At 70.4% G+C, this 15,299-nt stretch carries 1 protein-coding gene (only partly in view); it reads left to right on the top strand.

Annotation, left to right across the window (positions count from 1 at the left end; all coding sequences use genetic code 11):
• Nucleotides 1-15,299, top strand: partial view of a non-ribosomal peptide synthase/polyketide synthase gene (locus tag Q4V64_RS04875; protein WP_303709018.1) — the final stretch only. 20,530 nt of this gene lie to the left of the window's left edge; the window shows 15,299 of its 35,829 coding nt (coding positions 20,531-35,829); the start codon falls outside the window, past its left edge; it ends in the stop codon at nt 15,297-15,299.

Here is a 15,299-nt window from a genome sequence, read left to right as displayed (position 1 = left end):
GCGTGGTGGCGGGTGCGTCGGTGGTGGAGCTGTTCCGGCGGCGGGTGGCAGCCGATCCGGACGCGATCGCGGTGATTCACGACCAAGTGACGTTGAGCTATGGGGAGTTGGACGCCCAGTCGAATCGGCTGGCGCATTTCCTGCGCGAGATGGGTGTGGGTCGTGAGTCGGTGGTGGGCGTGTGCCTGCCGCGGGGCATCGAACTGGTGACGGCGATTCTGGCCGTGCTGAAGACCGGGGCGGGATTCCTGCCGGTCGATACCCGGCTGCCGGCGGATCGAGTGGCGTTCATGCTGACCGACAGCGGAGCCCAGCTCGTTCTCGGGAACCAGGACGCCCTGGATGATCCGTCGCTTGGGCAGGTGCCGTTGGTGGTGGCCCTGGACGAGCCGACGACGACTGCGCTCTTGGACGCTCATCCCACGACCGTTCCGCAGGTGGCGGTCGATCCGGCGGGGCTGGCGTATGTGATCTACACGTCCGGGTCGACGGGTATGCCGAAGGGTGTGGCGGTCGCGCACGCCGGTGTGGTGAATCTGGTGGCTGCTCAGCGTGAGCGGTTCGCCGTGGACCCGGGGTCGCGGGTGCTCCAGTTCGCGTCGGTCGGTTTTGACGCGGCGGTGTCGGAAGTCTTCGTGACGTTGTGCGCGGGCGCGGCGCTGGTGGTGGCGTCGGCGGACGAGGTGTTGCCGGGCGGCGGCCTGGTGGAACTGGTGGCGGCCCATGACGTCACGCATGTGACGCTGCCGCCGGCGGTCCTGCGGACTCTCGGCGATTCCGACCTGGACTCGGTGACCACACTCGTGTCCGCGGGTGAGGCGCTGGATGCGGGGATGGTCGACCAGTGGGCGCCCGGGCGTCGTCTGATCAATGCGTATGGTCCGACGGAGATCACGGTTTGTGCGTCGATGTCGGGACCGCTCACTCCCGGTGATGAGCCGTCGATCGGTACGCCGATCGCCAACACCCGCGTCTACGTGCTGGACGAGGCGCTTCAGCCGGTGCCGGTCGGAGTGGCGGGTGAGTTGTACGTCGCCGGTGCCGGCGTGGCACGCGGCTACGTCGGCCGCCCGTCACTGACCGGTGAACGCTTCATCGCCTGCCCGTACGGCAGGAGCGGGGAGCGGATGTACCGCACGGGCGACCTGGTCAAGTGGTCCGCCGAGGGGCAACTGCTGTTCCTCGGCCGGGCCGATGAGCAGGTCAAGATCCGAGGCTTCCGTATCGAGCCCGGCGAGATCGAGACGGCGCTGCTCACCCACCCCGATGTCCACCAGGCGGCGGTCGTGGCCCGTGCGGACGCCCCGGGCGACAAGCGGCTGGTCGCCTATGTCGTTCCCGTCGGCCAAGTGCCCGACGATCTGCGGGAGTTGCTGGCCTCGCGGCTGCCCGAGTACATGCTCCCCGCTGCCTTCGTCACGCTCCCCGAGTTGCCGCTGACGTCCAACGGCAAGCTGGACCGGCGGGCCCTGCCGGCGCCCGAGTACGTCACCGGCGAGGGCCGGGGCCCGGCCACGGTGCAGGAGGCGATCCTCTGCGCGGTGTTCGCGGAGGTGCTGGGGCTGGAGTCCGTCGGCGTGGACGACAGCTTCTTCCAGCTCGGTGGGCATTCCCTCCTCGCAGTGCGGTTGATTTCGCGCATCCGTGTCGTGCTCGGTGTCGAGCTGCCGCTGCGGGCGTTGTTCGAGGCGCCGACGGTGGCCGGTCTGGCGGCACGGCTGGCCGAGGGCGTGGGCGAGGCCCGTACGCCGTTGCGGTCCGGGGCGCGCCCCGAGCGGGTGCCGCTTTCGTTCGCGCAGCGCCGGCTGTGGTTCCTGGACCAGCTCGAAGGCCCGAGCCCGACGTACAACATCCCGGTGCGGATCGGGCTGAGCGGTGTGGACGCCGTGGTGCTGGAGCAGGCGTTCCGGGATGTGATCGCCCGGCACGAGTCGTTGCGGACGGTGTTCCCGGCGGCGGACGGCGAGCCGTACCAGCACATCCTCGACCCGCACGATCTGGACTGGGAACTGCAGGTCAGCCGGGTCGAGTCCGGTGAACTCGGCAATTCCGTGGGACAGGCGATGCGGTACGCGTTCGACCTGTCGGCCGAGGTGCCGATCCGGGCGTGGCTGTTCCAGACCGGCCCGGACGGCGACGAGCAGGTGTTGGTGCTGGTGGTGCATCACATCGCCGGTGATGGCTGGTCGACGGTTCCGCTGAGCCGGGATCTGTCGACTGCGTATGCGGCACGGTTGCGGGGCGAGGCCCCGGTATGGGAGCCGCTGCCGGTGCAGTACGCCGATTACACCCTCTGGCAGCGGGAGTTGCTGGGCGAGGAGTCCGACCCGGAGAGCCTGCTGTCGCGGCAGGTGGAGTACTGGCGGCAGGCGCTGGCCGGTGCGCCGGACGAGGTGGCGTTGCCGGTGGACCGGCCGAGGCCGGCGGTGGCCGGTCATCGTGGGCACCGGGTTCCGTTGCGGGTGCCGGTCGAGGTGCACCGGAGGATGGTCGACCTGGCACGCGCCGAGGGCGTGACGACGTTCATGATCTTGCAGGCCGCGCTGGCGGTGACGCTGTCGCGGCTCGGAGCCGGTACCGACATCCCCATCGGATCTCCGATCGCGGGCCGGACGGATGAGGCGCTGGACGACCTGGTCGGGTCGTTCGTCAACACCCTCGTGATCCGTACGGACCTGTCGGATGATCCGGAGTTCCGGCAGGTGCTGGAGCGGGTGCGGGAGGTGAGCCTGGACGCGCTGGCGCATCAGGACGTGCCGTTCGAGCGGCTGGTGGAGGAGCTGGCGCCGTCCCGGTCGATGGCGCGCCACCCGCTGTTCCAGGTGCTGCTGGGCATGGAGAACACCGAACGCGCGGTGCTCGACCTGCCCGAGGTGCACGCCGTGAACGCAGCGAACACAGCGAACGCCGGGGGAGTCCCGGGAACGGCGTCCATCGCGAGGTTCGACCTCGACCTCTCCTTGTCCGAAATCCTCGACGACGAGGGCCGCCCGGCAGGGCTGCGGGGCTCGTTGACCGCCGCCGTGGACCTGTTCGAACCGTCGACGGCCACCAGGATCGCGGAGTGGTTCACCCGAGTCCTGGCAGCCGTGACCAGTACCCCGGACATCCTCCTGAGCGCGGTGGACGTACTCGACACCGAGGCACGGGAGTTGCTGCTCGACCGGTGGAACGCGACCACGCTGCCCCTGCCCGCTCTGAGCGTGGCTGAGCAGTTCGAACGGTGGGCGGCGACGATGCCCGACGCGGTCGCGGTGCTGGCCGACGGCGCGGAGATGTCGTACGGGGAGCTGAACGCGCGGGCGAACCGGCTGGCGCGGTGGCTGCTCAGGCACGGGGCGGGCCCCGAGCGGTTCGTCGCCGTGGCGTTGCCGCGGTCGGCGGAGCTGCTGGTGGCGTTGCTCGCGGTGGCCAAGTCGGGTGCGGCGTACCTGCCGGTGGACACGGACTATCCGGCCGAGCGGCTGGAGTCGATGATCGCCGACACCGCCCCGGTCGCGGTGGTGACCGCCACGCGCGTGGCCGGGCTGGTACCGGAGGCCGGGACGAGGGTGGTCGTGGACGACCCGCGTACGGCGGCCGCGATAGCGGAGTGCTCGGCGTCCGACGTGACGGACGCGGATCGACCGGCCCCGGTGTCGGCCGAGCACCCGATGTACGTCATCTTCACGTCCGGTTCCACCGGGCGGCCCAAGGGCGTGGTGATCCCGAGGTCGGCGCTGGTGAACCTGCTGGCCGGGATGCAGGAGCAGGTGGACCTGGAGCCCGGTGACCGGTTGCTGGCGCTGACCACGGTCGGGTTCGACATCGCCGGTCTTGAGTTGTTCCTGCCGCTTGTCCAGGGTGCCGCCGTGGTGCTGGCCGCCAAGGAACTCCTCTACGACCCGGCTGCCTTCGGCCGTACCGTGGTGGACACCGCGGTGAGCGTCATCCAGGCCACGCCGAGCCTGTGGCGTTCGGTGCTGGCCGGTGGCCAGGTGGAACTGGCCGGTATACGCGTCCTCGTCGGTGGCGAGGCACTGCCCGCGGATCTGGCGGCCACGCTGGCCCCGGCGGCCGCCGAGCTGCTGAACGTGTACGGGCCGACGGAGACCACCATCTGGTCCACGTCGACACCCATCGACCCCGCGCACACGGGGGAGCCGCCGATCGGCCGCCCCATCGCCAACACCCGGGTGTACGTGCTGGACGCCGGATTGCGGCCAGTGCCGGTGGGCGTGGCCGGGGAGCTGTACATCGCCGGCAGCGGGCTGGCTCGCGGATACCTCCGCCGGCCGGGGCTGACGGCCGAGCGGTTCGTGGCCTGCCCCTACGGGACCGGCGGTGCGCGCATGTACCGCACCGGCGACCGGGCCCGGTGGACGGACGACGGACAGCTCGTCTTCCTGGGCCGCGCGGACGAGCAGGTCAAGGTCCGAGGCTTCCGCGTCGAACTGGGCGAGATCGAGGCCACCCTGCTCCGCCATCCCGGGGTACTGCGGGCCGCGGCGGTCGTACGAGAGGACGCTCCCGGAGACCGGCGACTGGTGGCCTACGTCGAGCCGCGGCACGGCGGAGACGAACTCGGCGACCTGCGCGAGTTCGTGGCGCGATGGCTGCCGGAATACATGGTCCCGGCCGCGGTCGTGGAGCTGCCCGAGCTGCCGTTGACGGCGAACGGCAAGCTGGACCGGCGAGCACTGCCGGCACCGGAGTACTCAGCGGGCGAGGGCCGTGGCCCGGCCACGGTGCAGGAAGAGATCGTGTGCTCGGTCTTCGCGGAGGTGCTGGGGCTGGACTCCGTCGGCGTCGACGACAACTTCTTCGCACTGGGCGGGCATTCGCTGCTCGCGGTGCGCCTGGTGTCGCGGATTCGTGCGCTGCTGGGCGTCGAGGTCGGCGTCCGGGCGCTGTTCGAGGCGCCGACGGTGGCCGGGCTGGCGGGGCGTCTGGCGGAGGACGGTGCGGGGCAGGTTCGTACGCCGCTGCGGGCGGCGCCGACCCGTCCGGAGCGGGTGCCGTTGTCGTTCGCGCAGCGCCGGCTGTGGTTCCTGGCGCAGTTGGAGGGCCCGAGCCCGACGTACAACATCCCGCTGCCGATCCGTCTGAACGGTGCGGACGCCGCGGCGCTGGGGGAGGCGTTCCGGGATGTGATCGCCCGGCATGAGTCGTTGCGGACGGTGTTCCCGGCGGTGGACGGAGAGCCGTACCAGCGCATCCTCGACCCGCGAGACCTGGACTGGGAACTGCAGGTCAGCCAGGTGGACTCTGGAGAACTCGGCAGTGCCGTGAGGCAGGCGATGCAGTACACCTTCGACCTGTCGGTGGAGTTGCCGGTCCGGGTGTGGCTGTTCGAGGTGGCGGGTTCGGGCGGCCAGGAGCAGGTGCTGGTGGTGGTGATGCATCACATCGCCGGTGATGGTTTGTCGATGGGGCCGCTGAGTCGGGACCTGTCGGCGGCGTATGCGGCGCGGGTGCGTGGTGAGGGTCCGGTGTGGGAGCCGTTGCCGGTGCAGTACGCGGATTATGCGTTGTGGCAGCGGGAGTTGCTGGGGGAGGAGTCGGACCCGGAGAGCCTGCTGTCGCGGCAGGTGGAGTACTGGCGGGGGATGCTCGCTGGTGCGCCTGAGGAGTTGGCGTTGCCGGTGGACCGGCCGCGTCCGGTGGTGGCGAGTCATGAGGGGCATCGGGTGCCGGTGCGGGTGCCGGCGGAGGTGCACGGGCGGCTGGCGGAACTGGCCCGTGCCGAGGGTGTGACGGTGTTCATGGTGTTGCAGGCCGCGCTGGCGGTGACGCTGTCGCGGGTCGGGGCCGGGACGGACATTCCTGTGGGTTCGCCGGTGGCGGGTCGTACGGATGAGGCGCTGGACGATCTGGTCGGTTTCTTCCTGAATACGTTGGTGATCCGGACGGATCTGTCGGGTGATCCGGAGTTCCGTGCTGTGTTGGGGAGGGTGCGGGAGGCGAGCCTTGGGGCTCTTGCGCATCAGGATGTGCCGTTCGAGCGGTTGGTGGAGGAGCTGGCGCCGTCTCGGTCGATGGCGCGGCATCCGTTGGCGCAGGTGGTGCTGACGATGCAGACCACGGGGGATGCGGCGCTGGACATGCCCGGTGTCCGCACCGGCGGAGGCGGCGCGGGGCTCGATACGGGAGACACGGCCCTGGTGAAGTTCGACCTGTGGGTCTCCCTCGGTGAGACGTACGACGCCGAGGGGCGTCCGGCGGGGCTGCGCGGTGCGGTGACGGTGGCGGCGGACCTGTTCGACGCGCCCGCGGCCGGTCGCATGGCCGACTGGTTCGTACGGGTGTTGAACACGGTGACCGAGGCTCCGGATGTGCGGTTGAGCGCGGTGGATGTGCTCGATGCCGATGAGCGGGACCGGGTGCTGGCACGGTGGAACGACACGGCCGTGGAGGGGGAGACGTCCTCGGTCGTGGAGCTGTTCGAGCGGCAGGTTCGGGCGGATGCGGTTGCGGTGGTGGCCGAGGGTGTCGAGTTGTCGTACGCGCAACTGGACGCGTCGGCGAATCGCCTTGCGAACTATCTGCGTGGTCAGGGTGTGGGCTGTGAGTCGGTTGTCGGGCTGTGCCTGCCGCGCGGGGCGGAGATGGTCACGGCGATCCTGGCGGTGTGGAAGGCCGGGGCGGCGTATCTGCCGGTCGATGCCGAGCTGCCGGCGGAGCGGGTGGCGTACATGCTGGCCGACAGCCGGGCAGAGTTGGTGCTGGGCACGCAGGACGCGCTTGATGACCTGCCGGTCGGGCGGGCGCGGATGGTGGCGATCGACGATCCGCTGACCGGCATGTTCCTGGAGGGCTGCTCGGAGGCGGCGCCCGGGGTGGTGCTGGACCCGGCGGGGCTGGCGTATGTGATCTACACCTCCGGATCGACGGGTGTGCCGAAGGGCGTCGCGGTTACGCACGGTTCGCTGGCGAACTACGTGTCGTCGGTGTCGGTGCGGCTGGGGTGGTCGTTGCCGGGGGCGCGGTATGCGCTTCTTCAGGCGCAGGTGACGGACCTGGGGAACACGGTGGTGTTCACGAGCCTGGCCACGGGCGGGCAGTTGCATGTGCTGGACGAGGAGGCGGTCACCGATCCGGAAGCGGTGGCAAGCTACCTCGCCGAGCGGCGGATCGATGCGTTCAAGGTGGTGCCGTCGCATCTGGCGGCGTTGACGGCTGCGGTGGGTGTGGAGCCGTTGCTGCCGGGGCAGTCCCTGGTCCTTGGCGGTGAGGCGGCCTCAGCCGGCTGGGCGCGGGAATTGGTGCGGACTGCTGTTGCCGAGGGCCGGCGGGTGTTCAACCATTACGGCCCGACGGAGACCACGATCGGTGTGGCCACGGCCGAGCTGTCTGCGCACGACGACGTGGTGCCGATCGGTACGCCGATCGCCAACACCCGCCTGTTCGTGCTGGACGAGGCGCTTCAGCCGGTGCCGGTCGGGGTGCCCGGCGAGCTGTACGTGGCCGGCGCCGCACTCGCGCGCGGCTATGTCGGCCGCCCGTCGCTCACCGGCGAGCGCTTCGTGGCCTGCCCCTTCGGGACCGGCGGTGACCGGATGTACCGCACCGGCGACCTGGTGAGGTGGTCCCCGGACGGGCAGTTGCTGTTCCTCGGCCGCGTGGACGAGCAGGTCAAGATCCGCGGCTTCCGCGTCGAACCCGGCGAGATCGAAGCCGTACTGCTGACGCACCCGGACATCGCGCGGGCCGCGGTCGTCGCCCGCGAGGACACCGAGGGCGACCGGCGCCTTGTCGCGTACGTCGTCCCGGCCGACGGCGACACCGGAATGGACACCAGTGGTGTGCGTGACTTCCTGGCGGGTCGGCTTCCGGAGTACATGGTCCCGGCCGCTTTCGTCACGCTGCCCGAGCTGCCGCTGACCGCGAACGGCAAGCTGGACAGGCGTGCCCTGCCCGCACCCGAGTACGTCACCGGTGACGGTCGAGCGCCGGCCACACCCCAGGAAGAGATCCTGTGTGCGGCGTTCGCCGAGGTCCTCGGGCTGGAAGCGGTCGGCGTCGACGACAGCTTCTTCGACCTGGGTGGGCATTCGCTGCTGGCGGTGCGGCTGGTGTCGCGGATTCGGGCGGTGCTGGGGGTCGAGGTCGAGGTCCGGACGCTGTTCGAGGCGCCGACGCCGGCCGGGCTGGCTGCACGGTTGGCCGAGGCGGCGGGCGAGGCCCGTACGCCGCTGCGGGCATGGACGCGTCCGGAACGGGTGCCGCTGTCGTTCGCGCAGCGCCGGCTCTGGTTCCTGGACCAGCTCGAAGGCCCGAGCCTCACGTACAACATCCCGATGCCGATCCGTGTGAGCGGTGTGAACGCCGCGGCGCTGGAAGAGGCGTTCCTGGACGTGATCGCGCGGCACGAGTCGTTGCGTACGGTGTTCCCGACCGCCGACGGCGAGCCGTACCAGCAGATCCTCGACCCGCAGGACCTGGACTGGGAGTTGGAGGTCGCCCAGGTCGCGCCCGAGGCCGTGGCCGATGTCATGGGCCGGGCGATGCGGTACGCGTTCGACCTCTCGGCCGAACTGCCCATCCGGGCGTGGGTGTTCGAGGCAAGACCGGAGGACGACGTCGAGCAGCAGGTCCTGCTGGTGGTGGTGCATCACATCGCCAGTGACGGCTGGTCACGCGGTCCGCTGGCGCGGGATCTGTCCGCCGCGTATGCGGCGCGGTCGGGGGGACAGACGCCCGTGTGGGAGCCGCTGCCGGTGCAGTACGCCGACTACACCCTCTGGCAGCGGCAGTTGCTGGGCGACGAATCGGACCCGGACAGCCTGCTGTCGACGCAGGTGGAGTACTGGCGGCGGACGCTGGCCGGGGCGCCGGAAGAGCTGGCTCTGCCCGTGAGCCGACCGCGTCCGGCGGTGGCCGGCCACCGCGGCCACTCCGCGGCGTTCCGCGTGTCGGCCGACGTACACCAGAGGCTGAAGGAGCTGGCTCGGGCCGAGGGCGTGACGGCGTTCATGGTGTTGCAGGCCGCGCTGGCGGTGACGCTGTCGCGGGTCGGAGCCGGTACGGACATTCCGATCGGCTCGCCGGTCGCCGGGCGCAGTGACGAGGCGCTGGACGATCTGGTCGGGTTCTTCCTCAACACGTTGGTGATCCGGACGGACCTGTCCGGTGATCCGGAGTTCCGTGCAGTGCTGGGACGGGTGCGGGAGACGAGCCTGGGGGCGTTCGCGCATCAGGACGTGCCGTTCGAGCGGCTGGTCGAGGAACTGGCACCGGAGCGGTCGATCGCCCGCCATCCGCTGTTCCAGGTGTCGTTGACCGTGCAGAACATGGAGCGCGCGACGCTGGAGTTGCCCGGGGCGGCGTCCCGCGCCGGCGGTAGGAACACCTCCTCCCCGGACGACGGCTCGGTGCTGCTGCCCGCCAAGTTCGATCTCGACGTGGTGATGGTCGAGCAGTTCGACGGCGACGGCCGGGCGGCGGGCTGGCACGGTGTCGTGACGGTCGCGGCGGACCTGTTCGACGGGCCTGCCGCCGCGAGGTTCGCCGACTGGTTCGCGCAGGTGCTCCAGGTGGTGACGGCGGAGCCGGACGTGCGGTTGGGCGCGGTTGACGTGCTTGGCGCGGATGAGCGTGACCTGCTGATTCGTGGGTGGAACGACACGGACGTGGTGGCGGGTTCGTCGGTGGTGGAGCTGTTCCGGCGGCAGGTGTCAGCCGCTCCGGACGCGGTCGCGGTGATGCACGACGAAGTAGCCTTTTCCTACCGGGAGTTGGATGCCGAGTCGAGTCGTCTCGCGCACTTCCTGCGGGGTATGGGTGTGGGCTATGAGTCGGTGGTGGGTGTGTGCCTGCCGCGTGGCGCCGAGCTGGTGACAGCGATTCTGGGCGTGCTGAAGGCGGGGGCGGCGTTCCTGCCGGTCGACGGCCGGCTGCCGGTGGAGCGGGTGGCGTTCATGCTGGCCGACAGCGGCGCGCAGCTCGTTCTGGGGAGCCAGGACGCCCTGGACGACCTGCCGGTGGGCAGGGTGCCGCTGGTGGCCCTGGACGATCCGACGACGACCGCGCTGCTGGAGGCTCGGCCCACGACCGCGCCGGAAGTAGAGGCTGACCCGTCGGGTCTGGCGTATGTGATCTACACCTCCGGGTCGACGGGGACGCCGAAGGGTGTGGCGGTCGCCCATGACGGGGTCGCGAACCTGGTGGCCGCTCAGGGTGAGCGGTTTGCGGTGGAGCGGGGGTCAAGGGTCCTTCAGTTCGCCTCGGTCGGCTTCGACGCGGCGGTGTCGGAAGTCTTCGTGACGTTGTGCGCGGGCGCGACCCTGGTCATGGCGTCGGCGGACGACGTGCTTCCGGGCGGCGGGCTGGTCGAGCTGGTGGCGGCCCATGGCGTGACGCATGCGACGTTGCCGCCGGCGGTGCTGAGCGCTTTGGGCGACGACGGCCTGGATTCGATCACCACGCTGGTGTCGGCGGGTGAGGCGTTGGATGTGGGGTTGGTGGAGCGTTGGTCCCCGGGCCGCCGGCTGATCAATGCGTATGGTCCGACGGAGATCACGGTGTGTGCGTCGATGTCGGCGCCGCTGGCCCCCGGTGATGAGCCGTCGATCGGTAGGCCGATCGCCAACACCCGCGTCTACGTGCTGGACGAGGCGCTTCAGCCGGTGCCGGTCGGAGTGGCGGGTGAGTTGTATGTCGCCGGCCCGGGCGTGGCACGCGGCTACGTCGGCCGCCCGTCACTGACCGGTGAACGCTTCATCGCCTGCCCGTACGGCAGGAGCGGGGAGCGGATGTACCGCACGGGCGACCTGGTCAAGTGGTCCGCCGAGGGGCAACTGCTGTTCCTCGGCCGGGCCGATGAGCAGGTCAAGATCCGAGGCTTCCGTATCGAGCCCGGCGAGATCGAGAGCCTGTTGCTCACCCACCCCGATGTCCACCAGGCGGCGGTCGTGGCCCGTGAGGACACCCCCGGCGACGAACGGCTGGTGGCATACGTGGTGCCATCAGGCCAAGAGACCGACGCTCTACGGGAGTTGGTGACGTCGCGCCTGCCCGAGTACATGCTCCCGGCCGCTTTCGTCACGCTGCCCGAGCTGCCGCTCACGGCCAACGGCAAGCTCGACCGGCGGGCCTTGCCTGCGCCCGAGTACGTCACCGGTGACGGTCGAGCGCCGGCCACACCCCAGGAAGAGATCCTGTGTGCGGCGTTCGCCGAGATCCTCGGGCTGGAAGCGGTCGGCGTCGACGACAGCTTCTTCGACCTGGGTGGGCACTCACTCCTCGCGGTACGGCTGATCTCGCGCATCCGTGTCGTGCTCGGCGTCGAGCTGCCGCTGCGGGCGCTGTTCGAGGTGCCGACGGTGGCTGGTCTGGCGGCACGGCTGGCCGAGGGCGTGGGCGAGGCCCGTACGCCGCTGCGGGCGTGGGCGCGCCCCGAGCGGGTGCCGCTGTCGTTCGCGCAGCGCCGGCTGTGGTTCCTGTACCAGCTCGAAGGCCCGAGCCCGACGTACAACATCCCCATGCCGGTCCGTCTGAGCGGCGTTGACGTCGGAGCGCTGGACGCGGCACTGCGCGATGTGATCGCCCGGCACGAGTCGCTGCGGACGGTCTTCCCGGCCGTGGACGGCAAGCCGTACCAGCACATCCTCGACCCGCACGACCTGGACTGGGAGTTGGAGGTCTCCCAGGTCACGCCCGAGGCCGTGGCCGATGCCATGGGCCGGGCGATGCGGTACGCGTTCGACCTCTCGGCCGAACTGCCCATCCGAGCCTGGCTGTTCCAAGCCGACCCCGACGAGCAGGTGCTGATGGTGGTCATCCATCACATCGCCGGCGACGGTTGGTCGACCGTCCCGCTGAGCCAGGACCTCTCGACGGCGTACGCGGCACGGCTGGAGGGACGGGCCCCCGAATGGCAGCCGCTGCCGGTGCAGTACGCGGATCACGCGCTGTGGCAGCGGGAGTTGCTGGGCGAGGAGTCCGACCCGGACAGCCTGCTGTCGAAGCAGACGGCGTACTGGCGGGAAACGCTGGCCGGTGCGCCGGAAGAACTCGCGCTCCCGGTGGACCGCCCACGACCGACGACGGCGAGCTACCAGGGGCATCGGGTACCGCTGCGAGTGACGGCGGACGTGCACCAGCGCCTGGCGCGGCTCGCGCGCACCGAGGGCGTGACGACGTTCATGATCCTGCAAGCCGCGCTGGCGGTGACGCTGTCGCGGGTCGGAGCCGGTACCGACATTCCGATCGGTTCGCCGGTCGCGGGCCGCACGGATGAGGCGCTGGACGACCTGGTCGGCTTCTTCGTCAATACGCTGGTGATCCGTACGGACCTGTCCGGTGATCCGGAGTTCCGGCGGGTGCTGGGACGGGTCCGGGAGGCGAGCCTCGGCGCTCTGGCCCACCAGGACGTGCCGTTCGAACGCCTGGTGGAGGAACTGGCTCCGGAGCGGTCGCTCGCGCGGCACCCGGTGTTCCAGGTGTTCCTCACCCTCCAGAACACCGGCGAGGCGTCACTGGAACTGCCGGGGGCACGCACCCGCACCGGCGCGGGCACCGGCGGGCCCGACGGAGCGGTACCGGCCCCGGCGAAGTACGACCTGAACTTCGGGATCGCCGAAATCCTCGACGCCGAGGGGCGCCCGGCGGGTCTGCGCGGTGCGGTGACGGTGGCGGCGGACCTGTTCGACGCACCGACGGCGGGCCGCATGGCCGACTGGTTCGTACGGGTCCTGAACACGGTCACCGAGGCTCCGGACCTGCGCCTGAGCGCGGTCGACGTGCTCGACGCCGACGAGCGGGACCGAGTGCTGCGGGACTGGAACGACACCGCGGCGGAGGCGGAGACGCCTTCGGTCGTGGAACTGTTCGAGCGACAGGTTCAGGAGGCCCCTGGCGCGGTGGCCGTGGTCGCTGATGGTGTGGAGCTGTCGTACGGGGAGTTGGATGCGGCGGCGAATCGTCTGGCGCACTATCTGCGGGATCGGGGTGTGGGCCCGGAGTCGGTGGTGGGTCTGCGTTTGCCGCGTGGCGCGGAGATGATCAGCGGCATTCTCGGAGTCTGGAAGGCCGGGGCGGCCTATCTGCCGATCGACGGTGGTCTGCCGGCTGAGCGGGTGGAGTTCATGTTGGCCGATGCCGGTGTGGACGTGGTTCTGTCTTCGGACGATCTCGCCGGGCTGTCGGGCGCTTCGGATGCCGCGCCGGGTGTGGCGGTCGACCCGGCGGGGCTGGCGTATGTCATCTACACCTCCGGATCGACGGGTGTGCCAAAGGGCGTCGCGGTTACGCACGGTTCGCTGGCGAACTATGTCTCGTCGGTGTCGGTGCGGCTGGGGTGGTCGTTGCCGGGGGCGCGGTATGCGCTTCTTCAGGCGCAGGTGACGGACCTGGGGAACACGGTGGTGTTCACGAGCCTGGCCACGGGTGGGCAGTTGCATGTGCTGGACGAGGAGGCGGTCACCGATCCGGAAGCGGTGGTGGGTTATCTCGTCGAGCGGCGGATCGATGCGTTCAAGGTGGTGCCGTCGCATCTGGCGGCGTTGACGGCTGCGGTGGGTGTGGAGCCGTTGCTGCCGGGGCAGTCCCTGGTCCTTGGCGGTGAGGCGGCCTCAGCTGGCTGGGTGCGGGAGCTGGTGCGGACGGCTGTTGCCGAGGGCCGGCGGGTGTTCAACCATTACGGCCCGACGGAGACCACGATCGGTGTGGCCACGGCCGAGCTGTCTGCGCACGACGACGTGGTGCCGATCGGTACGCCGATCGCCAACACCCGCCTGTTCGTGCTGGACGAGGCGCTTCAGCCGGTGCCGGTCGGGGTGCCCGGCGAGCTGTACGTGGCAGGCGCCGCACTCGCGCGCGGCTATGTCGGCCGCCCGTCCCTCACGAGCGAGCGCTTCGTGGCGTGCCCCTTCGGGACCGGCGGTGAGCGGATGTACCGTACCGGCGACCTGGTGAGGTGGTCCCCGGACGGGCAGTTGCTGTTCCTCGGCCGCGTGGACGAGCAGGTCAAGATCCGCGGCTTCCGCGTCGAACCCGGCGAGATCGAAGCCGTACTACTCGCGCACCCGGACATCGCGCGGGCCGCGGTCGTCGCCCGCGAGGACACCGAGGGCGACCGGCGCCTTGTCGCGTACGTCGTCCCGGCCGACGGCGACACCGGAATGGACACCGCCGGTGTACGCGATTTCGTGGCGGCGCGGCTGCCCGACCACATGGTCCCGGCCGCCGTAGTGGCACTGCCGGAGCTGCCGCTGACCGCCGCCGGCAAACTCGACCGCAAGTCCCTCCCCGCCCCCGACTACACCGCCGGTGCCACCACCCCGGACAGCAGGAGGAACCTCGCCACCAGCCTGGAGTACGTCGTCAGCGAGGTGTTCGCCGACGTCCTCGGCCTCGACGAGGTCGGCTTCGACGACGACTTCTTCCGGCTCGGCGGCCATTCACTGCTCGCTGTCACGCTCGTGACCCGGCTGCGGGAGAAGGGAATCTCCACCTCCGTACGGAAGGTGTTCGCCGCACCGACCGTCGCCGGGATCGTCCGTCAGCTGGACCTGGCGTCCGTGAGCGATTCGCTCAACAGGATTCTGCCGATCCGGACCGAGGGCGACAGGCCGCCGTTCTTCTTCGTCCACCCGGCCTCGGGCCTGAGCTGGTGCTATCGCCCGCTGGCGCGGTACGCCACGGACGGCGTCCCGCTGTACGGGCTCCAGGCCGCCGGAATGGACGGCAGTGACACGCTGCCGGACAGCATCGGCGCCATGGCGGCGGAATACGTCGAACAGATCCGAGCTGTCCAGCCCAACGGCCCCTACCACCTCCTCGGCTTCTCGTTCGGCGGAATTCCCGTGCACGAGATAGCCGTTCGGCTGCGGGAGGCCGGCGAGACCGTCGCCGCGCTGGTCGTCATGGACGCCTACCCGCCGCCGCCCCGGGACGGCGAGCCCGCCCCCCTTCCCCAGCCCGCGGAGCGCGTACAGCGGGACCCGGACCCGGAGACGGGCTTGCGGGAGACCGCGGCCCGCATCCGCGAGGAAATCGGCGAGATCATCGACGGCATCACCGACGACGAACTGCTCCTCATCACGAAAATCTTCCGCAACAACACGGCACTGCGAAGGCGACACGAACCCGCCGTCTTCGACGGCGACATGCTGCTCTTCGTCGCCGAGAGCCGCGACGACGACAGCGACTCGCTGGACACCCGGCAGCAGCGCTGGGAGCCGTACGTCCGCGGCTCCGTCTCGGCGGTCGGCCTGCCCTGCCGACACACCAACCTGATGCTGCCCGAAATGCTGAGCCAGGCATGGCAGGCGATAGCCGAATGGATGGAGTCGCGAAACACAGAATCCGGCGCCTGA

The sequence above is a fragment of the Streptomyces sp. NL15-2K genome (assembly GCF_030551255.1).
Lineage (GTDB): Bacteria > Actinomycetota > Actinomycetes > Streptomycetales > Streptomycetaceae > Streptomyces.
The sequence above is the reverse complement of the archived record's forward strand: the minus strand, read 5'-3'. Positions and strand labels throughout refer to the sequence as shown.